General features: G+C 71.0%; 24 protein-coding genes. 13 read left to right on the top strand and 11 right to left on the bottom strand.

The features are described from left to right. Positions 1–139: 139 nt before the first annotated feature. Together ACIOGX_RS04900 and ACIOGX_RS04895 are read left to right on the top strand one after the other, a co-directional pair. Positions 140–964 (top strand): phosphatase PAP2 family protein, encoded by an 825-nt coding sequence (locus ACIOGX_RS04900; RefSeq protein ID WP_401910320.1) that lies wholly within the window; start codon positions 140–142, stop codon positions 962–964. After that, positions 961–2,076: a hypothetical protein gene (locus tag ACIOGX_RS04895; RefSeq protein WP_401910317.1), complete on the top strand. Its 1,116-nt coding sequence runs from the start codon at positions 961–963 to the stop codon at positions 2,074–2,076. The genes ACIOGX_RS04900 and ACIOGX_RS04895 overlap by 4 nt, the downstream gene beginning before the upstream one ends. A gap of 149 nt (positions 2,077–2,225) precedes the next feature. On the opposite strand, the gene ACIOGX_RS04890 is transcribed toward ACIOGX_RS04895, so the two are convergent. Then, complete coding sequence (locus ACIOGX_RS04890; protein ID WP_383965150.1) at positions 2,226–2,795, bottom strand: TetR/AcrR family transcriptional regulator; 570 nt, start codon at positions 2,793–2,795, stop codon at positions 2,226–2,228. Positions 2,796–2,879: 84 nt separating this feature from the next. On the opposite strand from ACIOGX_RS04890, the gene ACIOGX_RS04885 reads away from it, so the two are divergent. The 5 genes from ACIOGX_RS04885 (at position 2,880) to ACIOGX_RS04865 (ending at position 8,180) form a co-directional block, all read left to right on the top strand. Then, entirely contained in the window at positions 2,880–3,824 is a 945-nt protein-coding gene (locus ACIOGX_RS04885) for an NADP-dependent oxidoreductase (protein ID WP_401910314.1), read from the top strand. Between the two features lie 70 nt (positions 3,825–3,894). Then, positions 3,895–4,635 carry an SDR family oxidoreductase gene (locus ACIOGX_RS04880; RefSeq protein ID WP_401910311.1) on the top strand — a complete coding sequence of 247 codons (741 nt, stop codon included), beginning with the start codon at positions 3,895–3,897 and terminating at the stop codon, positions 4,633–4,635. A gap of 234 nt (positions 4,636–4,869) precedes the next feature. After that, positions 4,870–5,904: an L-threonine 3-dehydrogenase gene (tdh, locus tag ACIOGX_RS04875; RefSeq protein ID WP_356510936.1), complete on the top strand. Its 1,035-nt coding sequence runs from the start codon at positions 4,870–4,872 to the stop codon at positions 5,902–5,904. 90 nt (positions 5,905–5,994) lie between these two features. After that, positions 5,995–7,194, top strand: a complete 1,200-nt coding sequence (locus ACIOGX_RS04870; RefSeq protein ID WP_401910308.1) for a glycine C-acetyltransferase — start codon at positions 5,995–5,997, stop codon at positions 7,192–7,194. 71 nt (positions 7,195–7,265) lie between these two features. Then, positions 7,266–8,180, top strand: coding sequence for a LysR family transcriptional regulator (locus ACIOGX_RS04865; protein ID WP_356510930.1), 915 nt, complete (start codon positions 7,266–7,268; stop codon positions 8,178–8,180). A gap of 122 nt (positions 8,181–8,302) precedes the next feature. Here ACIOGX_RS04865 and xylB read toward each other — a convergent pair whose 3' ends face one another. Continuing rightward, positions 8,303–9,778 (bottom strand): xylulokinase, encoded by a 1,476-nt coding sequence (gene xylB, locus ACIOGX_RS04860; RefSeq protein ID WP_401759927.1) that lies wholly within the window; start codon positions 9,776–9,778, stop codon positions 8,303–8,305. Positions 9,779–9,979: 201 nt separating this feature from the next. Between xylB and xylA the strand changes: the two genes are divergently transcribed. Further along, positions 9,980–11,149: a xylose isomerase gene (gene xylA, locus ACIOGX_RS04855; RefSeq protein WP_129772411.1), complete on the top strand. Its 1,170-nt coding sequence runs from the start codon at positions 9,980–9,982 to the stop codon at positions 11,147–11,149. A 145-nt stretch (positions 11,150–11,294) separates the two neighbouring features. On the opposite strand, the gene ACIOGX_RS04850 is transcribed toward xylA, so the two are convergent. The 3 genes from ACIOGX_RS04850 to ACIOGX_RS04840 all read right to left on the bottom strand — a co-directional run bounded on the left by ACIOGX_RS04850 (position 11,295) and on the right by ACIOGX_RS04840 (position 13,539). Beyond that, the gene (locus ACIOGX_RS04850) at positions 11,295–12,542 is read right to left on the bottom strand and encodes an ROK family protein (protein WP_356511134.1); all 1,248 of its coding nucleotides are present in this window, start codon (positions 12,540–12,542) and stop codon (positions 11,295–11,297) included. A gap of 98 nt (positions 12,543–12,640) precedes the next feature. Beyond that, a complete protein-coding gene (locus tag ACIOGX_RS04845; protein ID WP_129772410.1) occupies positions 12,641–13,072 on the bottom strand; it encodes a hypothetical protein in 432 nt (143 codons plus the stop codon). Then, positions 13,066–13,539, bottom strand: a complete 474-nt coding sequence (locus ACIOGX_RS04840) for an ATP-binding protein (protein ID WP_356510922.1) — start codon at positions 13,537–13,539, stop codon at positions 13,066–13,068. The genes ACIOGX_RS04845 and ACIOGX_RS04840 overlap by 7 nt, the downstream gene beginning before the upstream one ends. 208 nt (positions 13,540–13,747) lie before the next feature. On the opposite strand from ACIOGX_RS04840, the gene ACIOGX_RS04835 reads away from it, so the two are divergent. The 3 genes from ACIOGX_RS04835 (at position 13,748) to ACIOGX_RS04825 (ending at position 15,781) form a co-directional block, all read left to right on the top strand. Then, entirely contained in the window at positions 13,748–14,611 is an 864-nt protein-coding gene (locus ACIOGX_RS04835) for a helix-turn-helix transcriptional regulator (protein ID WP_129772408.1), read from the top strand. Further along, the gene (locus ACIOGX_RS04830) at positions 14,612–14,848 is read left to right on the top strand and encodes a DUF397 domain-containing protein (protein ID WP_030350290.1); all 237 of its coding nucleotides are present in this window, start codon (positions 14,612–14,614) and stop codon (positions 14,846–14,848) included. 132 nt (positions 14,849–14,980) lie between these two features. After that, positions 14,981–15,781: an SAM-dependent methyltransferase gene (locus tag ACIOGX_RS04825; RefSeq protein ID WP_356510920.1), complete on the top strand. Its 801-nt coding sequence runs from the start codon at positions 14,981–14,983 to the stop codon at positions 15,779–15,781. An 87-nt stretch (positions 15,782–15,868) separates the two neighbouring features. Here the strand turns inward: ACIOGX_RS04825 and mmsB are convergent, their stop codons facing one another. The 6 genes from mmsB to ACIOGX_RS04795 are packed head-to-tail and all read right to left on the bottom strand — an operon-like array spanning position 15,869 to position 23,073. Then, positions 15,869–17,119, bottom strand: coding sequence for a multiple monosaccharide ABC transporter permease (gene mmsB / locus ACIOGX_RS04820; RefSeq protein WP_384773183.1), 1,251 nt, complete (start codon positions 17,117–17,119; stop codon positions 15,869–15,871). Between the two features lie 5 nt (positions 17,120–17,124). Further along, complete coding sequence (mmsA, locus tag ACIOGX_RS04815) at positions 17,125–18,645, bottom strand: multiple monosaccharide ABC transporter ATP-binding protein (protein ID WP_401910555.1); 1,521 nt, start codon at positions 18,643–18,645, stop codon at positions 17,125–17,127. A gap of 35 nt (positions 18,646–18,680) precedes the next feature. Continuing rightward, positions 18,681–19,787 carry a multiple monosaccharide ABC transporter substrate-binding protein gene (gene chvE / locus ACIOGX_RS04810; protein ID WP_383965127.1) on the bottom strand — a complete coding sequence of 369 codons (1,107 nt, stop codon included), beginning with the start codon at positions 19,785–19,787 and terminating at the stop codon, positions 18,681–18,683. A 57-nt stretch (positions 19,788–19,844) separates the two neighbouring features. Further along, positions 19,845–20,822: a hypothetical protein gene (locus ACIOGX_RS04805; RefSeq protein WP_356510914.1), complete on the bottom strand. Its 978-nt coding sequence runs from the start codon at positions 20,820–20,822 to the stop codon at positions 19,845–19,847. A gap of 47 nt (positions 20,823–20,869) precedes the next feature. Beyond that, entirely contained in the window at positions 20,870–21,913 is a 1,044-nt protein-coding gene (locus ACIOGX_RS04800; RefSeq protein WP_401910299.1) for a zinc-binding dehydrogenase, read from the bottom strand. Then, the gene (locus ACIOGX_RS04795; RefSeq protein ID WP_401759912.1) at positions 21,910–23,073 is read right to left on the bottom strand and encodes a mandelate racemase/muconate lactonizing enzyme family protein; all 1,164 of its coding nucleotides are present in this window, start codon (positions 23,071–23,073) and stop codon (positions 21,910–21,912) included. The genes ACIOGX_RS04800 and ACIOGX_RS04795 overlap by 4 nt, the downstream gene beginning before the upstream one ends. Positions 23,074–23,237: 164 nt before the next feature. On the opposite strand from ACIOGX_RS04795, the gene ACIOGX_RS04790 reads away from it, so the two are divergent. Further along, entirely contained in the window at positions 23,238–24,008 is a 771-nt protein-coding gene (locus tag ACIOGX_RS04790; protein ID WP_356510910.1) for an IclR family transcriptional regulator, read from the top strand. A 123-nt stretch (positions 24,009–24,131) separates the two neighbouring features. Then, complete coding sequence (locus ACIOGX_RS04785; RefSeq protein ID WP_356510908.1) at positions 24,132–24,575, top strand: YchJ family protein; 444 nt, start codon at positions 24,132–24,134, stop codon at positions 24,573–24,575. Positions 24,576–24,662: the final 87 nt, after the last annotated feature.

Here is a 24,662-nt window from a genome sequence, read left to right as displayed (position 1 = left end):
ACGTCAGTGTACCGATACGCCAGTGTACCGATACGAATCCGTATCGGTACACTGGCGTATCGATAGGGCGCGGTCCAGACCGCGCCGCCGCACCACCACGACGTCCTGTCACGCCGTGTTGCCCAGGTAAGGGGGTCGGGTGATACACACCCGCACCGGGCCCGCCGCACGGAAGCCGGACACTTCCGCCCGACCGCCCCTCGTACGTGAGCTGCTGCTCGTCGCCGGACTCTTCCTCGTCTACAAACTCGGCAGGCAGGCCGCCACCGGCCGGACCGGCGAGGCCTTCCGGAACGCCGACCGCGTCTGGGACTGGGAGCGCGCGGTCCATCTGCCGGGCGAGGGCTCCGTACAGGGCGTGCTGCTGGACAGCGGGACGCTCGTCCACCTGGCGAACACGTACTACGCGACGGTGCACTTCCCGGCGACGGTGCTCTTCCTCGGCTGGCTCTACTGGCGCCGCCCCGGCCACTACCTGTGGGCCAGGCGCGTCCTGTCCGTACTGACCGGGGCCGCGCTCGCCCTCCATCTGCTGATGCCGCTCGCGCCGCCGCGGCTGCTCGCGGCGTCCGGTCTGGTGGACACCGGCCAGGTGTACGGGCCGACGGTGTACGGCGAGAGCCCCGGCACGGACGCGCTGGCGAACCAGTTCGCGGCGATGCCGTCGCTGCACGTCGGCTGGGCCCTGATGGTGGCCGTGGGCCTCATCGCCGCCACGCGGTCACGGTGGCGGTGGCTCTGGCTGCTCCACCCGCTGCTGACGCTGCTCGTGGTCATCGGCACCGCCAACCACTACTGGCTCGACGCCCTCGTGGCCGTCGCCCTGCTCACCGGCACACTGACCGCCATCAGGGCGCCACGTCCCCGGTCCCCGCGGCGCGGCTCGCTGGTCGCACGCTCCGCCGCCGCGCAGCTCCCGCCCGTGGCACCCGTCGCTCCCGTCACCTCAGGGGCCGGCCGGTGAACGGGGCGACGGCCGTGGCCGTGGCGCTGTCGCTGGTCTCGGCCGTCGCGTATGCCTCCGCCGCGGTGGCACAGGAGCGGCTCGCGGCCCGTACGGCACCGGACGCCGGGCTGTTCACCCTGCTGACCCGCGGCGCCTGGTGGTGGGCGGTCGGGCTGAACGCGACCGGCGCGCTCCTGCATGTCGTGGCGCTCACCTACGGACCGCTCACGGTCGTCCAGCCGCTGGGCGCCCTCACCCTCGTCGCCGCCGTACCCCTGGGGGCCCGTCGGGCCGGGCGGCAGGTCAGCCGGGGCGAGTGGCGCGGCACGGCCTTCACGCTGGTCGGCCTCGCGGCCATCCTGCTCACGGCGGCCGGCAGCTCCCCCGACGAGACGCTCAGCCTGCCGCAGGCGCTCGGTGTCGCGGGCGTGGCGATGGCGCTGGTCGCCCTGCTGGCCCGGCCGGGAGCAGGGTCCGGCCTCCGGCACGCCGCGGCCTCCGGCATCACCTCGGGCGTCGCCTCGGCCCTCACCCAGACGGTCACGGTCGCCGCCACCGCGCGCGACGCGGACGCGCTGCCGATGTGGCAGGTGGCGGCCGTGGCACTGGTGGTCGCGGCCTTCGCGTCCGGCGGTCTGCTGCTGTCACAGCGCGCCTACCGCGGCGGACTCGGAGCGCCGCTCGCCGTCCTGACCCTGGCCAACCCGCTCGCGGCGGCCGTCATCGGGCTGGCCCTGCTGGGGGAGCGCCTCCAGGGCGGCGTCCCGGGCGTGACGGCGGCGCTCATCGGCGCGGTGCTCGCCGCGCGGGGCGTGGTGCTGCTGACACGTACGGCGGTGGCAGCGCCCGCGATGACGGCGCCGATGACGGTGACGCCCGTGGCGCGGGTGCCCGGACAGCGGACCACCGCCCCCGTCGCCGTACCGCCGGCGCGTCCCGAGCCCGGCGGCCGGGCCGTGGAGCCGGCCGCCGCGGACGGATGGCCCGGCACGGACGTCCCCGCGCAGGGTGGCCCGGTGCCCGGCACGCTCACCGTCCGGCGACCCTGGCGACCGCACCCTCTGAGATCGGGGCGGGCGCTCCGGGACCGCCGGCGTGCGCGTCGCCGCGGAGACTGTACGTACCGCTAGGGCCTGTCTTCAAAGGAGCGCCGTCCGCCCGGAGGGCGCGCTTCGGCGGCGTCCGGTGCGTGCGAGCGCACGGAGGAGGGTCGCCCCAGTGCCGGACATACTGGGGTGACCCCGACAACGCCGCGAGTGTCCGTGCCGAGAGCCCGCCGTCAGCACAAGGCGCCGGCCGCCCGCACTTCGGTGAGTGTCCGCCGCGCGAGTTCGGCGAAGTCGTCGCGGTTGGCCGTGTCCCTCCAGCGCTCGTAGGCGATCTTCCAGGCGAGCGCGCCCAGTTCGGCGGCTACGCGAGAGGTCAGGTCGGGAACGCCGCGGCGCTTGAGTGCGTCGATCATCGATGCGATGAGGCCGCGTTCCTTCAGTGCCTCGCGTTCACGCAATTCCGGGTTGGCGGCGATCACTGCCGACCTCCGGGCGCTGAACTCGCGACGATCGGAGGTGAAGGCTTCCCTGCCGATCGCGTCCAGAGCATGGGCTACCGCTTCGAGGGGTCCGGCCCCGGCCGGTGCCGTGTCGATCCCGTCGACGAGCAGTCCGGTCATCGTGCCCCCGCCGAAGAGCACCTCCCGCTTGTCCGGGAAGTGCCGGAAGAAGGTGCTCTTCGTCAGCCCGGCGCGCTCGGTGATCTCGATGACCGTCGTGTTCTCGTAGCCCCGTTCCTCGAACAGTTCCAGGGCGGCGACGAGCAGTCGCTCGGGTGCGTGGGGTTGCCAGCGGGCCATGGGGGACATCGTACGGGACTTGGTGCCGTCACCGATGTATGGTGATGGGACCAAGTCCCGTCACTCTGTCTGCTGGAGGTACTCATGAGCCGGGCTGTTGTCTACGAGACGTTCGGTGGTCCCGAAGTGCTGGAGCTGCGGGAGGTTCCGGAACCCCATGCCGGGCCGGGCGAGGTCCGTGTCCATGTCACGGCCGCCGGTCTGAATCCCATGGACTGGGGCATCGCCTCGCAGCCCGAGGTCGCGGCCCGGTTCGGCACCAGCGTGCCGTCCGGCTTCGGGTACGACTTTGCCGGGGTCGTCGACGAGGTCGGCCCCCACGCCACGGGTTTCGCTGTGGGCGACCGTGTCCACGGCGGCGCGCAGGGCAGGGCCGCTGCCGATTTCGTGGTGGTCAGGACGCCCACCGAGGCGCACGAGCCGCTCTGGCACACGCCGGAGGGCATCAGCGACGAGGTGGCGGCCACGCTTCCGGTGGCCGGCATGACCGCCGCCGCCGCGCTGGCCGCGATCGACCTGCGGTCCGGCGACACCGTCCTGGTCGGCGGCGCCGCGGGCGGCGTGGGCGTGTTCGCCGTACAGCTCGCGAAGCTCACCGGCGCCAGAGTGATCGGGACCGCCGCGCAGGGCACGTTCGAGTTCCTGCGCCGGTTCGGCGCCGAGCCCGTGGCCTACGGCCCCGGACTGGCAGACCGGGTACGGGCCCTGGCCCCGGAGGGCGTGACCGCGGCGACCGACCTGTTCGGCATCGAAACGGCCGAGACCGCGCTCGCGCTCGGCGTGCCGCCCGAGCGGATCTCCACGATCGCCGCGGGACCCAATCCTCCCGGCGGCGTTCGCGCGACCGGTGGTTTCGACGCGAGCCCGGACGTCATGGAGCGGATCAGCGACGCGATCCTCGCCGGCGCGATCACCGTACCGATCGCCGCGACCTTCCCGATCGGGCAGATCCACGATGCCGTGGCACTGCAAGCCGGACGTCACGTCCACGGCAAGGTCGTGATCAGCCTGCGGCCAGGTCTTCACTGACCACCGCGCCGCGCCCCACCCGCCGGGGCGAGAACCAACACGCCTATTCCACAGACAGGAGATGTTCGACATGGGCAGATACGAGGGCAAGAAGGCCGTCATCACGGGAGGCAGCAGTGGCCTGGGCCTGGCCACCGCCCGGTCACTCGTGGACGAAGGCGCGCGCGTGCTGATCACCGGGCGCGACCAGGACAAGCTGAATGCCGCCCGTGACCAGCTCGGCGAGAACGCGATCGCGGTCCGCAGCGACGCGGCGTCACTGCCAGATATCGATGCGCTGGCTGACCGGGTACAGGCCGAGTTCGGCACGGTCGACGCCCTGTTCGCCAATGCCGGTGTCACCGGCTCCGCACCGTTCGAGGCAACGAGTGAGGAGCTGTACGACCACCTGCTGACCATTAACGCCAAGGGACCGTACTTCACCGTGCAGAAGTTCGCTCCGCTGCTGGCGGAGGGCAGCGGGGTGGTGCTCACGACCTCGGCCGTCAACGTGCTGGGCCTGCCGATGCTGAGCGCGTACGCGGCCGGCAAGGCGGCACTGCGCTCGATGACCCGCAGCCTGGCCCGTGAACTTCTCCCGCGGAGAATACGTGTCAACGCGGTCAGCCCCGGCCCGATCGACACCAGGATCACGGACAAGTCACTGCCGCGGCAGTCGGCCGAGGAGACGACGGCGCTTGTCGCACAGATCCCCATGCTGCGACTGGGGACCCCGTCCGAAGTGGCCAAGGCCGCGCTCTTTCTCGCGTTCGACGCCACCTACACCACCGGCGCCGAACTCGCCGTGGACGGCGGTGGCACTCAGCTCTGACCCCCCGCACCGACGAAGACCCTGGTCGGGGACGCGGCGCAGCACCTCGGCCTGCCCGCCAGGCCGGTCGTCTTCCCGGCGCGCCGCGGCGCGTGAAGCTCCGCTGTTGGGCCGCTTAAGAAATCCTCGATGGACTGAACGATCACCACTCGGCAGATTGGTGCCCGACCACCGAACAGTGATCACCGTTCAGCGCCCTGCACCACGCACCACCACCCCCCGGGAGCCGCGCCCATGAAGGCACTTGTCAAACAGAAGGCCGAGCCGGGGCTGTGGCTCACGGATGTGCCCGAGCCGGAGTACGGGGACGGTGACGTACTGATCAAGGTGCTCCGTACCGGCATCTGCGGCACCGACCTGCACATCCGCTCCTGGGACGGCTGGGCCCAGCAGGCCGTCACCACCCCCCGCGTCCTCGGCCACGAGTTCGTCGGCGAGGTGGCCGCCGTCGGCTCGGCCGTACAGGACGTCGCCGTCGGCGATCTGGTCAGCGGCGAGGGCCATCTCGTCTGCGGCAAGTGCCGCAACTGTCTCGCCGGCCGCAGGCACCTCTGCCGCAGCACCGTCGGGCTCGGTGTGGGCCGCGACGGCGCCTTCGCGGAGTACGTCTCCCTGCCCGCCGCGAACGTCTGGGTGCACCGCGCCGAGGTGGATCTCGATGTCGCCGCGATCTTCGACCCGTTCGGCAACGCCGTCCACACCGCGCTCTCCTTCCCCCTCGTCGGTGAGGACGTGCTGATCACCGGCGCGGGCCCCATCGGCATCATGGCCGCGGCCGTCGCCCGGCACGCCGGTGCGCGCAATGTCGTGATCACCGACGTCAGCACGCACCGCCTCGAACTCGCCCGCAAGGTGGGCGCCACGCTCGCCCTCGATGTCTCGCCCGCCGATGTCGGCATCGCCGACGCTCAGCGGCAGCTCGGCCTCAAGGAAGGCTTCGATGTCGGCCTGGAGATGTCGGGACGCCCCGAGGCCATGCGCGACATGGTCGACAACATGACGCACGGCGGCCGGATCGCCATGCTCGGGCTGCCCGCCGAGGAGTTCGCCGTCGACTGGTCGAAGATCGTCACCTCGATGATCACGGTCAAGGGCATCTACGGACGCGAGATGTTCGAGACCTGGTACGCGATGACCGTCCTGCTCGAAGGCGGACTCGATCTCACGCCCGTCATCACCGGCAGCTACGGCTACGAGGACTTCGACGCGGCATTCGACGAAGCGTCCTCCGCGCGCAGCGGCAAGATCATTCTCGACTGGAGCGCCTGACCGCCTCCCGGCCCCCGCGGCGCACCGAGTCCAGAGCCCAGAGCCCAGCCCAGAGCCCCCTGAGCAGAGCCCCAGAAGAAGGAGCCCTCCATGTACGCGTCCGTCCGGGACGACCTCTCCGCCACCCTCGACGAGATCCGCGACGCGGGTCTCTTCAAGCCCGAGCGGGTGATCTCGACGCCGCAGAGCGCCTCCGTCGCCGTCACCGAGGGCGGCGCCCCCGGTGATGTCCTCAACTTCTGCGCCAACAACTACCTTGGGCTCGCCGACCACCCCGAGGTCGTCGCCGCCGCCAAGGACGCGCTCGACCGCTGGGGCTACGGCATGGCGTCCGTACGCTTCATCTGCGGCACCCAGGAGATCCACAAGGAGCTGGAGCAGCGGCTCTCCGCGTTCCTCGGCCAGGAGGACACGATCCTCTACTCCTCCTGCTTCGACGCCAACGGCGGTGTCTTCGAGACGCTCCTCGGCCCGGAGGACGCCGTCATCTCCGACGCCCTCAACCACGCCAGCATCATCGACGGCATCCGGCTCTCGAAGGCCCGCCGCCTCCGGTACGCCAACCGCGACCTCTCCGAGCTGGAGACCCGGCTGAAGGAGTCCCAGGACGCCCGTCGGCGGCTGATCGTCACGGACGGCGTGTTCTCGATGGACGGGTACGTCGCCCCGCTGGCCGAGATCTGTGATCTCGCCGACCGGTACGACGCGATGGTCATGGTCGACGACTCGCACGCCGTCGGCTTCGTGGGCCCCGGCGGCCGGGGCACCCCCGAGCTGCACGGCGTCATGGACCGAGTCGACATCATCACCGGCACGCTCGGCAAGGCGCTCGGCGGCGCCTCCGGCGGCTATGTCGCGGCCCGCGCGGAGATCGTCGCGCTGCTGCGCCAGCGCTCGCGCCCGTATCTCTTCTCCAACTCCCTCGCGCCGGTCATCGCCGCCGCGTCGATCAAGGTCCTCGACCTGCTGGAGAGCGCGGGCGAACTGCGGGACCGGCTGAACGCCAACACCACGCTCTTCCGCGCGGAGATGACGGCGGCGGGGTTCGAGATCCTGCCCGGTGACCACGCCATCGCTCCCGTCATGATCGGCGACGCCGCCGAGGCGGGCCGGATGGCCGAACTGCTGCTGGAGCGCGGGGTCTATGTGATCGGCTTCTCGTACCCCGTCGTCCCGATGGGCCGGGCGCGGATCCGGGTCCAGCTGTCCGCCGCGCACTCCACGGACGATGTGGAGCGGGCGGTCGCGGCGTTCGTCGACGCGCGCGAGGCGATGAAGCGGGAGGGCTGAGCGCCGATGCGGGTGGGGCGGCCGATGCCCGTGGGGGTGGAGTTCCGGGCAGACCTGGCAAAATGGGCCGGGTGATCGACCCCCGGCGCCTGCGCGTCCTGCGGGCCGTGGCGGACCACCGTACGGTGACCGCCGCGGCCGCCGCGCTCTATCTCACCCCCTCGGCCGTCTCCCAGCAGCTCGCCGCGCTGGAGCACGAGACCGGGCACGCGCTGCTGACCCGCAGCGGCCGGGGCGTACGGCTGACCGCCGCCGGGGAGATCCTCCTCACCCACGCGCACGCCGTCCTCGCCCAGCTGGAGCGCGCCGAGGCGGAGCTCGCGGCGTACGCGGGCGGCACGTCGGGCGAGGTCACGGTCGCCGCCTTCGCCACGGGCATCGCGGAAGTGCTGGCCCCGGCCCTTCAGCTGCTCGGCGGACCGCACCCCGACATACGCGTACGCGTACGGGACGCCGAGGGGGACGAGAGCCTGCCGATGGTGCTCGACGGCGAGGCGGATCTGGCGGTCGCGGTCGAGTACCGGGGCGCCCCGCGCGAGGACGATCTGCGGCTGTGGCGGGTGCCGCTGTACGCGGAGCCGTTCGACGCCGTCCTGCCGGCCGCGCATCCACTCGGCCTGGGCGCCGAGGTCGTGCTCGCCGAACTGGCCGACAGCGACTGGATCGGCCCGTACCCCGGCAACCCCTGCCATGACGTGATCCAGCTCGCCTGCGAGCTGGCGGGCTTCCAGCCGCGGCTGGCGCACTCCTCCGACGACTTCCGCGCGGTCGTCGCCCTCGCGGGCGCGGGCGCGGGAGTGGCGCTGGTCCCGCGCTCCGCGCTGCGCGGCATGGAGCTGAAGGGGACGGTCGTACGCCCCGTGGCGGGCCCGGCCGCGACCCGCAGGGTCTTCGCCGCCGTCCGCCGGGGCGCGGAGGCGCACCCGCTGATCCGTCCGGTGCTCGACGCGCTGGCACGGGCGGCGGGCGGCCTGACGACGGACTGACGGCGGGATACGGCCGGACTGACGGCGGCCACGACCGGGCTGACAGCCGGCCACGGCCGGGCCGACGACGACCGACGGCGGACGCTCGGCGCGGTGCGACCGGTCCGAGCGCCCGCACCGGCTCAGCTCAGCAGGCTCGGCGCCGCCCTGTCCAGGACCGATCCCACGCGCTCCCAGGTCTCCACGTCCCGTTCCACCGGGGGCAGTTCGGGCCCGTCGCCGGTCCGCCAGGAGGTCGCGATCGCCACCGGGTCCTCGCCCGTCGCCGCGCCCGCGGCCAGCGCGGCGGCGCCCAGCGCGACCAGCTCGCCGCTCGTCGGGACGATCACCCGGCGGCCGGAGAGCCGGCGGACCGTGTCCACCCACATCCGGCCCTGCGCGCCGCCGCCGACCAGGCGCAGCGGGCGGCCCGCGACCTCCGGGGCGGCGGGGTCGAGGCCGCAGGCGCGCAGCACCTCGTCCAGCGCGCGCAGTACGGTGACGGCCGCGCCCTCGTAGGCGGCGCCCAGCAGCTGCTGCGGGGTGGTGTCATGGCGCAGCCCGGTCAACAGGCCCGAGGCGGCGGGGAGATCGGGGGTGCGTTCGCCGTCCAGGTAGGGGAGCAGTACGGCTTCGCCGCCCGGCACCGCGTCCTCACGGTCGAGCCGGAGCAGCGAGGCCACCTTGTCGACGGCGAGCGTGCAGTTGAGTGTGCAGGCCAGCGGCAGATACGTACCGTCCGCCGCCGCGAACCCGGCGAGCGCGGGGGAGCCGGGGCGGGTGCGGGTGGCGGCGAAGACCGTACCCGACGTGCCGAGGCTCAGCACCGGATGGTCCAGCAGCCCGGCGCCGCCGAAGCCGAGCCCGACGGCCGCGCTCATGTTGTCGCCGGTGCCCGCGGCCACGGCGATGCCCGCGGGCAGGCCCAGTTCCGCCGCGGAGCCGGCCGTGAGCGAGCCGACGCGCGCGGCGCCGGTCGTGGCGACCGCGGGCAGCAGATCGGCGTCGAGACCGAGGAGCGCCAGCAGCTCGGGGTCGTACTCCCCGGTGGCGGTGGAGTACCAGCAGGTGCCCGAGGCGTCACCGGCGTCGGTGGCCGCGGTGCCCGAGAGCCGTTCGGTGAGAAAGTCGTGGGGGAGCCGGATGGCCGCCGTGGCTTCGGCGATGGCGGGGTCGTTCTCCCGCAGCCACTGCCATTTGGAGGCGGTCATCGAGGCCACCGGTACGGAGCCCGTGCGCGCCGTCCAGGCGTCGGGGCCGCCCAGCGCCTCGGTGAGCGCCGCCGCCTGCGGGGCGGAGCGGGTGTCGTTCCAGAGCAGTGCGGGGCGCAGCGGCCGGCCGGTGCGGTCGAGCACCACCAGACCGTGCTGCTGTCCGGCGACGGCTATGCCGGTCACGGACGAGGCGTCCACCCCGGACTCCTTGAGACCGGCGGCGACCGCCTCGCGCAGCGCGTTCCACCACACCTCGGGGTCCGTCTCCCGGGCGCCGCCCTCACCGGTCACCCGGTGCGGCGCGCGGCCCACGGCGAGCAGCCGGCCTGTGGTGGCGTCCGTGAAAGCCGCCTTCGTGGACTGGGTGGAGCTGTCCACGCCGATGACGACCGGGTTCCGGGACATGGGCGTACCTCCAGATTGAGCGACAGTGAAACAAATTACGCGATGGTGTGGCACACGGGAACCGTGCCGACGATCATCATCCTGTGTCCGTGCGCGTGCGGGGTCTTTTGCACACCCGCATCCCCGTGCATTATTAGTCATGTCAGGAAACAAATAAGGTCGGCACGTGCCGGACCTGAGGTATCGAAGGCGGCCAGAGTCATGACGGAACGCTTCACCCCCACCCCCGAGGACAAGTTCAGTTTCGGCCTCTGGACGGTGGGCTGGCAGGGCAAGGACCCGTTCGGCGACGAGACCCGCCCGGCGCTGGATCCCGTCGAATCGGTTCACCGACTCGCGGAGCTCGGCTCGTGGGGTGTGACCTTCCACGACGACGACCTCATTCCGTTCGGCTCGACGGAGGCGGAGCGCGAAGCGCACATCAAGCGGTTCAGGCAGGCGACCGAGGCCACCGGCATCACGGTCGAGATGGTCACCACCAACCTCTTCACCCACCCGGTCTTCAAGGAGGGCGGCTTCACCGCGAACGACCGCGACATCCGCCGCTACGCGCTGCGCAAGGTGCTGCGCAATGTCGACCTCGCGGCCGAACTGGGCGCCAGGACCTTCGTCGCCTGGGGCGGCCGTGAAGGCGCCGAGTCGGGCGGGGCCAAGGACATCCGTCTCGCCCTCGACCGGATGAAGGAGGCCTTCGACCTGCTCGGGGAGTATGTCGTCGAGCAGGGCTACGACCTCAAGTTCGCCATCGAGCCCAAGCCCAACGAGCCGCGCGGCGACATCCTGCTGCCCACCGTCGGCCACGCCCTGGCGTTCATCGACCGCCTGGAGCGCCCCGACCTGTTCGGTGTGAACCCCGAGGTCGGCCACGAGCAGATGGCCGGGCTCAACTTCCCGCACGCCATCGCCCAGGCGCTCTGGTCGGGCAAGCTCTTCCACATCGACCTCAACGGGCAGCACGGCACCCGCTACGACCAGGACCTGCGGTTCGGCGCCGGCGACCTGCGTGCCGCCTTCTGGCTGGTCGACCTGCTGGAGAACGCGGGCTGGGAGGGCGCGCGGCACTTCGACTTCAAGCCGCCGCGCACCGAGGACTTCGACGGGGTGTGGGCCTCCGCCGCCGGCTGCATGCGCAACTATCTGATCCTCAAGGAGCGGGCCGCGTCCTTCCGCGCCGACCCGCTCGTCCAGGAGGCGCTGCGCGCGTCCCGCGTGGACGAGCTGGCGCAGCCCACCGCCCCCGAGGGCGTGACCGCGCTGCTGGCCGACCGGGCCGCCTACGAGGAGTTCGACGTGGATGCCGCCGCCGCGCGTGGCATGGCGTTCGAGCACCTCGACCAGCTCGCCATGGACCACCTCCTCGGCGTGCGCTGACCCGCTGACCCCGGGAGCGACCAGGAGCCGCTGGGAGCCCCACGGCGAACGCGCGCGGCGGCGGGCCGGCACAGGCCCGTCCCGCGCGCGTTCCGGCGATGTCGTAGGTGTTCGTACGTGCCGTAGGTGCCGTACGTGTCGTACGTCAGCCCGTCCCGCGCGTCTCGCGGTGTACGTACGCCACCGGATCGGCCAGCACCGCCTGGACGACCAGGGCCGCCGCGCCGCGTGCCGCGTCCCCCGCCGAGGAGGACCCGCGCAGCCGCCCGCTGTCGCTCTCCCAGAGGCCCGACACCACCCGGGCGGTCAGCTCCCGGTCCGCGGCCGGTGAGAGCCAGGGCATCAGCTCGCGGTAGATCCCGCCGAGGACGACCGCGTCCGGATCGAAGAGGTTCACCGCGCCCGAGAGCACCCGGCCCAGTGTCTGCCCGGCCCGCTCCACGGCTGTGATGGCCTGGGGGTCGCCCGCGTCCGCCCGCAGCCCCAGCTCGGCCACGCCCGGCACTCCCGCGTTCTCGTCGATCCCCGCCGCGCGCAACAGCGCGGACTGGCCCGCGTACTGCTCCAGGCACCCCCGGGAGCCGCAGCGGCACAGCGGTCCCTCGGGATCGACGACCACATGGCCGATCTCCCCGGCGAACCCATGGGCCCCGCGCAGCAGTTCGCCGTTGAGCACCAGGGCGCCGCCGACGCCGATCTCGCCGGTCAGATAGAGGAAGGTACGGAGCGGGCCGAGTTCGCCGAACCACAGCTCCGCCAGCGCCGCGAGGTTGGCCTCGTTCTCCGAACTCACCGGCAGCGGGGGCAGATCGGGCCGCAGCTCGGCCAGCGCGGAGGCGAACAGCTCGTCGGAGGGCACGAGGTTCCAGCCGAGATTCGGGGCCTGCCGGACCGTACCGCCCGACACCAGCCCCGGCAGGGCGAGTTGGACCCCGACCGGCAGCAGGTCCTGCTCGGCGGCGGACTCCAGGGTGCGGGCGGCGATCCTGGCGCAGCGGGTCAGCACATCGGAGGGGCGGGAACCGCGGTTGTCGAGGTGTTCGGTCAGCCGGACCCGGTCGGTGCCGGACAGGTCGACCACACACACCGACACATAGTCGATATTGATCTCGACGCCGATCCCCGCGGGCCCCGTGCGCGTCACCTTCAGCACGGTGCCGGGGCGCCCGGCCTGGCCGCTGAACGTCTTGCCGGACTCGGAGAGGAAGCCGCTGTCCAGCAGCTGCTCGACCAGGGACGACACAGCCGCCCTGGTCAGGCCCACCCGCGCCGCGACACCGGCCCGGGTCGCCTCGCCCTCGTCCCGTACCGCTCGCAGCACAAGGCTCAGATTGTGCCGGCGCACGGTCTCTTTGTCGGCCTTCGGGCCGAGGGAAGTGTGGTTGTTGTTCATCTCGCCCACGAGCCTATGTGATCGGCCCGTGGTCGCGGGACCGGAGCGGCAAGCCGACCGGCCGGCCGGGTCCCGGCATGATCAAAGGAAGGAGAGTCCTAGCCCCGCCGTGCCGGTACGGTCCCCGCCGTGCCGTCCGGCTCCCAGGACGGGGCGGTGCCGGTCAGCTGGCAGACCATGAGGTAGAAGGGGATCGGCGGGGTGTACGGCGTGGGGTCCTCCGGCCAGTGGATCAGCCGGGGGTGCGTCGCCGGCACGTTCGTCCCCGCGACATAGCGGGCCGGGGACGGCCAGGTCAGATCGAGGTCCGAGCCCGCCGGGACGATCCACCACCACCATTCGGCGTCGGCGAAGATACAGCCCTTCCTCGGCAGCCGCGCCATCAGCCGGAAACCGTGCTCCGCCGGGATGCCCACGGCGTCACACCCCAGCGAGGCGGGCAGGGTCGGCGGGAGGGGCAGCTGTACGTGTCCGGGAGATGACTCGGTGCGCAGGCCGCGTGAAAGGCGCTGCAGCGTGGTCTTCAGCATGACTGCTCCGCTCCGTGTGACAGTTCCGCCCAGACGACCCGCCCGGGTCCGTATCCCGAGGTGTCGTGGGCTCCCCAGCCGCTGCATATGGAATCGACGAGAAACAGTCCGCGGCCGCCCTCGCCCTGGCTCTCGCCTTCCTCGGCGTGGTGCAGCTGCGGTCCCGTCGGCCCGTACCCCTGGTCCTCCACCGCGATCCGCAGCTTTCCGTTGGTCTGCCGGATCTCGCAGACGACGTGGTCGCCGGCGGCGTGCACCACCGCGTTGGTGACCAGCTCGGACACGACGAGCACCACGGTCTCGCGGGTCTCCTCGTCCACCTCCCAGGTGGCGAGCCGGTCGCGGGTCAGCTGTCTCGCGCGGCAGACCGACTCGGCGTGAGACGGCAATTGGAACCCGTAACGGCGGACAACGTTGCCAGGGCACAGGGCTATGAGCTGGGGGGTGAGCGCGTTACCAGGTGCCACGACCGATTCCTAACGGTGGGGGAGCAGCGTTCGCGCGCAAGACCTCTCCCGTGGCAGAGCGCGACAACCGCGTGAACTGGTTCACCGATCCACTCTCCACCCGCCGAGGACACTTGGCAAGTAGCACTCTGAATTTTTCAGAGTGCCGTGTTCTTCGTGGAGGAGACATGGCAGACTGCTGTCAACCGTGCGTGGGGAGGACCCAAAAGTGAGTGAGCCGCGGTCCGCCCCGACCGTGGGACAGGTCGTACTGGGCAGACGCCTACAGGATCTGCGTGAGCGCGCCGGGCTGAAGCGCGAGGAGGCCGCCAAGCTCCTCCGCGTGGCTCCGGCGACGATACGCCGCATGGAGACGGCCGAGGTCGCGCTCAAGATCCCCTATGTACAGGTGCTGCTCAGGGCCTACGGGATCCCCGAGGACGAGGCCGACGCGTTCGTCGAGCTCACCGAGGAGGCGAACAAGCCGGGCTGGTGGCAGCGGTTCCACGACATCCTGCCGGACTGGTTCAGCATGTATGTCAGCCTGGAGGGGTCCGCCGCGCTGCTCAGGGCGTACGAACCGCACTTCGTCCCCGGGCTGCTCCAGACCGAGGGCTACGCGCGCGCCGTCATGAACGCCGGCGCCGTGGGGAAGGCGCGGCCGGAGGACATCGAGCGCCATGTGGCGCTCCGGATGGAACGCCAGTCGCTCCTGACCCGGGTGGACGCGCCCAAATTCTGGGTGATCATGGATGAAACGGTGCTGCGCCGCCCGGTGGGGGACAGCCCGGAGATCATGCGGGAACAGATCGACCGGCTGCTCGAAGCCGCCACGCTGCCCAATGTGACCCTGCAGATCGCGGAATTCTCGACCGGGCACCACCCGGGTACCTACGGGCCGTTCGTGATCTTCCGTTTCGCCGTACCGGAGCTGCCGGACATGGTCTACAGCGAGTACCTCACCGGTGCCGTCTATCTCGACGCTCGTCCCGAAGTGGCCACCCACCTGGAGGTCATGGACCGGATGGCGGCCCAGGCCGCAACTGCACAACGCACGAAGGAGATCCTCAAGGATGTCCGCAAGGAGCTGTGAATGGATCCCATATACAACGGCATGCCCGCCGCCGACCTCGGCGCCGAGGGCTGGCACAAGCCGTGGAGTGGTGGCAACGGCGGCAACTGCATCGAGGCCATGAAGCTGGCCGACGGCAGAGTCGCCGTGCGGCAGTCCGCCGACCCTGACGGCCCCGCACTGATCTACACCACCAATGAGATCGCCGCCTTCATCCAGGGTGCCAAGTCGGGCCAGGCGGACTTCCTGCTCACCTGATCCCCCGCTCCATCAGCCGACCCGCTCGGCCGCTCCCGCTCAGCCCCTGCTTTGCTTTCCCCACATCTCCACATCTCCACATCTCCGCATCTCGACTCATCGACTCATTGACCTGAGACTCATGGAGCGCACATGACCGGGCATGACCCGATCGACACCACCAAGCCGCATCCGGCCCGGGTGTACGACTGGTTCCTCGGCGGCAAGGACAATTACCCGGTGGACGAGGAGATGGCGAAGCAGCTTCTCACCCTGGACGCGAGGGGTCCCGAAATGGCCCGGGTCAACCGGGCGTTCATGCACCGCGCCACTCGCTGGCTCTGCGCCGAAGGCGGGGTGCGCCAGTTCCTCGACATCGGTACGGGCATCCCCACCGAGCCCAATCTCCACCAGATAGCCCAGGAGGTCGCCCCCGACTCCCGGATCGTCTACACGGACAACGACCCGATCGTCCTCCGGCACGCCGAGGCCCTGCTGCGCAGCACTCCGGAGGGCGTCACCGAGTACGTCCAGGCCGATGTGCGCGACCCGGCGAGCATCGTCGAGGCCGCCGGCACGATCCTGGACCTCGACCGGCCGGTCGCGCTCTCCCTCATCGCGCTGCTCCACTTCGTCTCGGACGAGGACGGCGCGTACGAGCTGGTGCGCCGGCTGCTCGAACCGCTGCCCTCCGGCAGCTATCTCGTCATCTCCCACGCCACGGGCGATTTCGACCGGGAGAGCTCGGACCAGGCCCGTGCGCTGTACCGGCAGCGCGGTCTGACCCTGGCCCTCCGCTCGCGGGACGAGTTCGCCGCGTTCTTCACGGGGCTCGATCTGGTCGAGCCCGGGGTCTCGCTGGCCGCCGACTGGCGTCCCGGGCTGGGTGAGGTCGTGCCGGTTTCCGGCAACGAGCCGATCCCGGGGTACGCGGCGGTGGCACGCAAGCTGTAACCGGTAGCGGGGGCGCGGCGTCGCAGCACTATTCAGGTGTGCTGCGACGCCGCGCGTACGTTTCGACGGCTCCGTGCGCGGTGCGTGTCAGGCGCCCACCCGGCGTTTGTTCCAGACGTCGAAGCCGACCGCCGCGAGCAGCACCAGCCCCTTGATGACCTGTTGGTAGTCCGTGCCGATCCCCACCAGCGACATGCCGTTGTTGAGCACGCCGAGCACCAGCCCGCCGATGATCGCGCCGAGGACCGTGCCGACACCGCCGCTCATCGACGCGCCGCCGATGAACGCGGCCGCGATGGCCTCCAGTTCGAAGTTGATCCCGGCCTGGGGCACCCCCGCGTTGAGCCGGGCCGCGTAGACGATGCCGGCCAGCGCGGCCAGTACGCCCATGTTCACGAAGACGAGGAACGTGACGCGCTTGTCCTTGACCCCGGACAGCTTCGCCGCGGCCTGATTGCCGCCGAGCGCGTACACATGACGGCCGACGACGGCGTTGCGCATGACATAGCCGAAGCCGATCAGCAGCGCCGCGAGCAGCAGCAGGACGACCGGCACCCCGCGGTAGCTGGCCAGCGTCATCGTGAAGGCGAGCACGGCGGCGGCGAGCGCCACGCACTTGACGAGGAAGAGATTGCGGGGGAGCACCTCCAGGTCGTACGCCCGCTGCCGGCGCCGGTCCCTGAACTCCTGGAACAGCGCGAACGCCAGCAGCGCCAGCCCCATCAGCAGCGTCAGATTGTGGTAGTTGGTGGCCGGGCCGATCTCGGGGAGATAGCCGGTCGAGATCTTCTGGAAACCCTCGGGGAACGGGCCGAGCGAGCGCGACCCCAGGAAGATCTGCGTACCGCCGCGGAACAGCAGCATCCCGGCGAGCGTGACGATGAACGACGGAATGCCGACGTACGCGATCCAGAACCCCTGCCAGGCCCCGGCGACCGCCCCGATGAGCAGCCCGAGGACCAGCGCGAGCACCCACGGGATGTCGTGCTCGACCATCATCACCGCGCAGGCGGCGGAGACGAACGCGGCCAGCGAGCCGACCGAGAGATCGATATGGCCCGCGATGATGACGATCATCATGCCGATGGCGAGCACCAGGATGTAGCTGTTCTGGAGCACCAGATTGGTGACGTTGTTCGGCTTGAGGAGGACGCCGTCGGTCCAGATCTCGAACAGGACGACGATCAGGCCGAGCGCGATCAGCATCCCGTACTGCCGCATATTGCGGCGTGCGGCGTCGAGCAGCAGCGCCCCCGTTCCGCTCCGCCCGGACGGGGGCGACGGTGGGGAGTCCTTCGGTGTGTCGCCCTTCGGCGCATCGGTGGTGACCGGACCCATGTCGACTACCTCGTGTTCCTGGTCATGTGACGCATCAGGACTTCCTGGGTCGCCTCCGCCCGCGGGATCTCACCGGTGAGCCGGCCGGCCGCCATCGTGTAGACGCGGTCGCACATGCCGAGCAGTTCGGGGAGTTCGGAGGAGATGAAGATGACGGCCTTGCCCTCGGCGGCGAGCCGGTCGATGACGGTGTAGATCTCGTACTTCGCGCCGACGTCGATACCGCGCGTGGGCTCGTCGAGGATCAGCACCTCGGGTCCCGCGAAGATCCACTTGCCGAGGACGACCTTCTGCTGGTTGCCGCCCGACAGCCTGCCGGCCTGTTCGAAGACGGTCGGCGCCTTGATGTTCAGGCTCGCGCGGTACGACTCGGCGACCCGTGTCTCCTCGTGCTCGTCGACCACCCCGCGCCTGGCGACCTTCGACAGGGCGCTCAGGGTGATGTTCCGGCCGATGGTGTCGATGAGATTGAGCCCGTACCGCTTGCGGTCCTCGGTGACGTACGCGATGCCGTGCGCGACGGCCTCCGGCACCGTCCGCGTACCGATCTCGCGGCCGTCCTTGAGTACGGTCCCGCTGATGTTCCGGCCGTACGAGCGGCCGAAGACGCTCATCGCCAGTTCGGTGCGGCCCGCGCCCATCAGTCCCGCGATCCCGACGATCTCGCCCCTGCGGACCTGGACCGAGACACCGTCGACGACCTTGCGCTGCTGGTCGATCGGGTGGTGCACCGTCCAGTCGCGCACCTCCAGCGCGGGGTGGGCGCCCGGATCGCCCTCGTAGGGGGTGCGTTCGGGGAAACGCTGGTCGAGATCGCGGCCGACCATGCCCCGGATGATCCGGTCCTCGGTGGCCGACCCGGCCCGCACATCGAGGGTCTCGATGGTCCGGCCGTCCCGCAGGATCGTGACGGAGTCGGCCACCTCGGCAATCTCGTTCAGCTTGTGCGAGATGATGATCGAGGTGATGCCCTGTTCCTTCAACTCCCTGATCAGCCGCAGGAGCCGGGCGCTGTCGCCGTCGTTGAGCGCGGCGGTCGGCTCGTCCAGGATCAGCAGCTTCACCCTCTTCGCGAGCGCCTTCGCGATCTCCACGAGCTGCTGCTTGCCGACCCCGATATCGGCGACCCGGGTCTGCGGACGCTCGTCCAGGCCCACCCGTCCGAGCAGTGACGCCGCGTGTCCGAGGGTGTCGTTCCAGCTGATGAAGCCACGGGTGGCGTGCTCGTTGCCGAGGAAGATGTTCTCCGCGATCGACAAGTAGGGGATCAGGGCGAGTTCCTGATGGATGATCACAATGCCCTGGGCCTCGCTGGCCCTGATGTCCCGGAAGGCGCACGGAGCGCCCTCGAAGAGGATCTCGCCCTCGTAACTGCCGTGCGGATGCACCCCGCTGAGCACCTTCATGAGCGTGGACTTGCCCGCGCCGTTCTCCCCGCAGACGGCGTGCACCTCGCCCTGGGCGACCGTGAGGCTGACATCGGAGAGCGCCCTGACCCCCGGGAAGGTCTTCCCGATGGAGCGCATCTCCAGGATCGGGGCCGGTCCGCCGGTGTGGGCGGTCACGTCAGGTCACTCGCCTTGATGTAGCCGGAATCGACCAGCTCCGCGCGGTAGTTGGACTTGTCGACGCTGACCGGGTCCAGCAGATAGGCCGGGACGACCTTCACCTCGTTGTCGTACGTCTTCTCGTCATTGACCTCCGGCTTCTTGTCGTGGAGTACGGCGTCCGCCATCCGCACGGCCTGCTCGGCGAGCGCGCGGGTGTCCTTGTAGACGGTCTGCGTCTGCTGGCCCGCGATGATCGACTTGACCGAGGCGACCTCCGCGTCCTGCCCGGTGACCAGCGGGTACGGCTGGGCGGCGGTGCCGTAGCCGTCCGACTTGAGCGCCGACAGGATGCCGATGGAGATGCCGTCGTACGGCGAGAGCACCGCGTCCACCCGCTGTGAGCCGTACGCCCCGGTCAGCAGGTCGTCCATCCGCTTCTGCGCGGTGCCGCCGTCCCAGCGCAAGGTGGTGACCTGGTCCAGCTTCGTCTGGCCGCTCCGAACGACGAGCTGCTTCTTGTCGATGAACGGCTTGAGGGTCTTCCACGCGCCGTCGAAGAAGTAACGGGTGTTGTTGTCGTCCGGCGATCCGGCGAACAGCTCGATGGTGAACGGGCCCTTCTCGCCGCCGTCCTTCAGACCCAGCTTGTCGAGGAGATACGTGGCCTGGAGGACGCCGACCTTCTCGTTGTCGAAGGACGCGTAGTAGTCGACGTTCTCCGTGCCGAGGATCAGCCGGTCGTACGAGATCACCTCGATGTCCCGGTCGGCCGCCTGCTGGAGGACGTCGCTGAGGGCCCGGCCGTCGATGGCCGCGATCACCAGGACGTCCACCCCTTTGGTGATCATGTTCTCGATCTGGGCGACCTGTTGGGCAACGTTGTCCTCGCCGTACTGGAGATTGGTCCTGTAGCCCAGCTTCTCGAACTGGGCGACCATGTTCGCGCCGTCGGCTATCCAGCGCTCGGACGACTTGGTGGGCATCGCGATACCGATGGTGGAGCCCCCGCTGTCCTTCGTGTCGTCCTTGCTGCCGCCCTCACTGCTCTGCCCGCAGGCGGCGAGTGAGAGGACCAGCGATACGGCGGTGACGGCGAGTGCGGCTCGGCGAGTGCGCATGGAGGCATCAGTCCTTGTCTGGGGTCGGGGCCGGTCCGGGGCATGACCTGTCCGGGGTCATGACGGGTCCGGTGGCTGGGGGAAGCGGCTGAGCGGACCCGGCAGCCGGGAGCCGAGCGGCGACATCCCGCCGTCGGCGCCGTGCCGGATGAGGAGATCGAGGACGAGCCGGCCGCGGCGGACCCGTTCACGGGCGCTGCTGAGGGCGGTGTCCCGCAACTGGGCGCCGTACGGATAGATTCCGGGCGATTTCGACAGTCCGAACTTGAGATAGAGCGGGGCGCCGCGCCGGATCACCTCCGCCGTCTCGTACATCCGCACATAGCCGCCGAGATCGTCGGGCGCTTCGATGTAGAGGTCCATCGGCGCGCGGCTCGCCCGGCGGATCTCGCTGACATGCGCGAGCGCCAGATCCGAGGGGATATTGATCGAGTCGGCGCCCAGCTGCTCGAACACCGCGTACGACGCCGGGTTGACCGGGCCGATCAGCGCCGACACCTTGAACGTGGTGTCGGCGGGCAGCACGCCCCGGGCGCGCAGCCGGTGCAGGGTCCACAGCACGCCCTCGTCCGCGACGAGCAGACACCTCACGCCGAGTCCGGTCGCGCGCAGGGCGTCCTCGACACAGCCGGCCAGGGCGTCATGGCCACGGGCGCGCGGCCCCGCGCCGCCGGAGTCCGTACGGGTCGAGCCGCCGGTGTCCCATGTCCCGCGCGGCCCGGTGAACAGGCACAGCTCGATGTCGCGGGCCGCGCAGGCGTCGGCCATCTCGGTGATCTCGGCGTCGGAGAGCATCCAGACGCCGCTGCCCTGGCTGACGCGGTGGATGGGCACATCGAGACGGGTGGACTCCTTCAGGACCTCCGCCAGACTCTCGGGGCCCTCCACCGAGGGGATCTCGGTACGCCAACGGCCGCCGTCGGGGAAGGCGTGCGGGGAGGCGTCCACGGAGCGGGGCTCGGGCGCGGCCAGTCCGAGCGAGGCGAGCGCCGGGGCGCCGGGACGGCGGGGAGCGGGGGCTGATACGTCGGTCACGGACGAGTCCTCCGGTTCAGTGGTGCGCGTTGTCGTACGGATCCGGGTCAGGGGCGCAGCAGCACCTTCCCGGTGCCGGGAGCGCCGCCGCCGACCAGGGACACGGCCTCGCCGTACCGCTCCAGCGGGAATTCGTGGGTGATCAGCGGAGCCGGGGCCAGCAGCCCGGCGGTGAACGCCCGTACGGCGAAGGCCCAGGCGGCGGACGGCGCGCCGAAGACGCTCCGTACCGTCAGCTGATTCAGCGTCAGCGGTACGGGATCGATCCCGGCCGCGCCGGGAGCGAACATCCCGGTGAGCACCACCCGGCCGCCGCGCCGGGCCAGCGCACAGGACGAGGCCGCTGTGGACGGTGCCCCGGCGGTCTCCACCACCAGGTCGTACCGGCCGCGCAGTTCCTTCGCGTCCTCGGGGGTCCCGGTCAGCGTCGCCCCGAACTCCGTTGCCGGAAGCCACCGTTCGGTCCGCGGTTCGATCACCGCCAGCTCGGCGGGGGAGGAGGCGGCGAGCAGTTGTACGGCGAGCAGCCCGAGCGTGCCCGCGCCCACGACCGCGATCCGCTCACCCGGCTCCGGGCGGCCGGCCCGCACCGCGGCGGCCACGACGGCGGCCGGTTCGAGCAGGGCGGCGGCCCGCAGGTCCGCGTCATCGGCGAGCGGATGCAACAGCCGCGCGGGCACCACGACATGGTCGGCGAACGCGCCGGGAACGGTGAAGCCCGTCTCGTCGTAGCCGGCGGCGCACAGCGAGGTCTCACCGGTCCGGCACCGCGCGCAGGTCGCGCAGTACCGGAACCCCTCGGCGACCGTCGCGCGGCCGGTCAGCCGCGTGTCGATGCCCTCGCCCACCGCGTCGACCGTCCCCGACCATTCATGACCGGGCGTCACCGGATAGCGCACATAGGCCGCGTCGCGATGGCCGTCGTACACCTCGCGGTCGCTCATGCAGATTCCGGCGGCGGCGACCCGTACCCGGACCTCGCCGGGCCCGGGGACGGGCACAGGACCGCTCACCAGCCGGTGGACGCCGGGCCGGTCGACGACGATCGCCCGGCCGGTCTCCGGGGAGCCGGTCTCCGCGGGGCCGCTCACCGGGGCGCCTTCGGGTCGCGCTTCTCCCAGCCCTCGGCCCACAGGTCGAACCGCGCGTGCTGCTGCGGGAATTCGGCCGCCGCCGCCACATCGAACTCGACCCCGAGGCCCGGCGCGTGCGACACCTCGAAGCACCCCGTCCCGGGATCGACCTCCGGAGCGCCGGTGACGACCTTCTTGATCTCCGCGTCCGCGAAGTCATTGAAGTGTTCGAGGATCTTGAAGTTCGGTGTGCAGGCGGCCAGTTGAAGACTCGCGGCGGTCAGCACCGAACCGCCGACATTGTGCGGTGCGATCAGTGTGTAGTGCGTCTCGGCGGTCGCGGCCAGCTTCCGGGCCTCCAGGATGCCGCCGATGTGCCCCACGTCCGGCTGGATGATGTCGGCGGCCTGCGACGCGAACAGCTCACGGAACTCGATCCGGTCATGGATCCGTTCACCGGTCGCGATCGGCAGATCGACCTTCGCCGCGACCTTCCCCAGCGCCGTGAGATTCTCCGGCGGCACCGGCTCCTCCAGCCAGGCCGGGGCGTACGGCGCCATCTCGCGCGCCAGCCGTACGGCGGTCGACGGGCTGAACCGGCCGTGCATCTCCAGCATCAGCTCCGCGTCGGGCCCGATCGCGTCCCGTACCGCCTCGATCAGCGCCACCGCCTCGTTCGACGCCGCACGGTCCAGCTCGAAGTGGCCGGTGCCGAACGGGTCGATCTTCAGGGCCCGGTAGCCGCGCGCGATCACCGCGCCGGCCGCCTCGTGGTACGCCTCGGGGGTCCGTTCCGTGGTGTACCAGCCATTGGCGTACGCCTTGACCCGGTCGGTGACCTTGCCGCCGAGCAACTGCCACACCGGCACGCCCAGCGCCTTGCCCTTGATGTCCCAGCAGGCCATCTCCACGACCGCGATGCCCGACATCACGATCTCGCCGGCCCGCCCGTAGTCGCCGTACTTCATCCGCCGTACGAGATCCTCGACGGCGAACGGGTCCGAGCCCTGGACGTGGTTGGCCTCGGCCTCGCGCAGATAGCCGAGCAGCGCGTCCGTCCTGCCGAGCATCCGGGTCTCGCCGACCCCGGTGAGCCCTTCGTCCGTATGAACGAGGACATACGTGAGGTTACGCCAGGGCGTACCGACCACGTGTGTGCTGATTCCCGTGATGCGCACGGCAGTTGCCCCTCGTCTGTTCGGTATTTCGTCACCCGTTCGAAATCGTGGCGTGACGGTATTCAGGCACTCCGAGGGTGTCAATGGGGCGTGCGACGGTTAGCCTTTGTTCGTGATTCCGGCCGGTGGCCGACGTGCCGAACAAGAGGGGTGGGTGAGCGATCGTGGGACGTCTGGTCCCCGCGGTGACGCGGGCCCTGGACATACTCGAACTGTTCCTGGAGGGTGACGGCACGCTCTCCGCGCCCGATGTCATCAGGAGACTCCAACTGCCGCGCACCACCGTGCACGAACTGCTCACCACGCTCGCGGCCCGCTCGTATCTGGCGGCCGTCCCGGGGCAGCCCGGCCGCTACCGGCTCGGTGTGCGCTCCTACCAACTCGGCAGCCGGTACGCGGAACAGCTCGATCTCGCCGCCGAGGGCGGGCAGGTCGCCCGTGAGATCGCCGAGACGTGCGACGAGACCGTGCATGTCGCGATCCTGGAGGAGACCGACGTCATCTACATCGCGAAGGTGGACTCCACACACGCGGTCAGGATGGTCTCGGCGGCCGGCCGCCGGCTGCCCGCCCACTGTACCTCGGTCGGCAAGATGCTGCTCGCCTCACTGCCCGGCGCCGAGCTGGAGAACCGTATCGCCGGGCACGAGTTCACCGCGATGACGCCCGCCAGCATCACCGATCCGGAGGCGCTGCGGGCGGAGCTGGCGGGGATCAGGGAGCGCGGCGTCGCCGTCGAGCACCGCGAGTCCAACCCCGATGTGAGCTGTGTGGCGGCGCCGGTGCGGGACAGCGCCGGCCGGGTCGTCGCGGCCCTGTCCATCTCCGTACCGATGATCCGGTGGAGCGACGCGCGCGAGGAGGAGCTCGCCCGGCTCGCCGTGAAGGGCGCGGGCGCGCTCTCGGCACGGCTCGGACACCGCGGGCAGCGATGACCCGGCGGTGACCGGCGGAGACGGCTCCGGGGGATTCGGTTCGGGGGATTCGGCCCCGGGGGAGAGCCCCGGGGGAGACGGCCCTGTGTGAGGCGCGCGGGATCGGGCGGCGAGAATGGACGCATGGCCCGACGCCCCGCTCGCCCCAGCCGCCCCGCCCGCCCCAGCCGATCGGGCAGGTCCGCCGTCACCGCCGACTCGCCCTGCCCCTGCGGGCTGGACGCCACGTACGGCGCGTGCTGCGGACGGTTCCACGCCGGCCCCGCCACCGCGCCCACCGCCGAACTGCTGATGCGCTCCCGCTACAGCGCCTTCGCCGTCCTCGACGCGGCGTATCTGCTCCGCTCCTGGGACCCGGCGACCCGCCCGCCGGCCGTCGATCTGGATCCCGCGACGCGGTGGACCGGCCTGGAGATCCTCGACACGACCGACGGCAGCCCGTTCCACACCACGGGCACGGTCACCTTCCGGGCCCATTTCACCCGGCCGGGCGGTCCGGATGTCCTGGAGGAACGCAGCCGGTTCGCGCGCCACGACGGCGCCTGGGTGTACGTGGATCAGGTCTGAGCCGGAGCGGCGGCCACTGCCGGGCGAGATCCCGGCACGCGTCGCGCCGGTGAGTCCGAGCGCCGGTCGGGAACGCCCGAGCGCCGA

The sequence above is a fragment of the Streptomyces sp. NPDC088147 genome, assembly GCF_044741565.1.
Taxonomy (GTDB): Bacteria; Actinomycetota; Actinomycetes; order Streptomycetales; family Streptomycetaceae; genus Streptomyces.
This window is presented reverse-complemented; position numbering and strand designations above follow the sequence as displayed.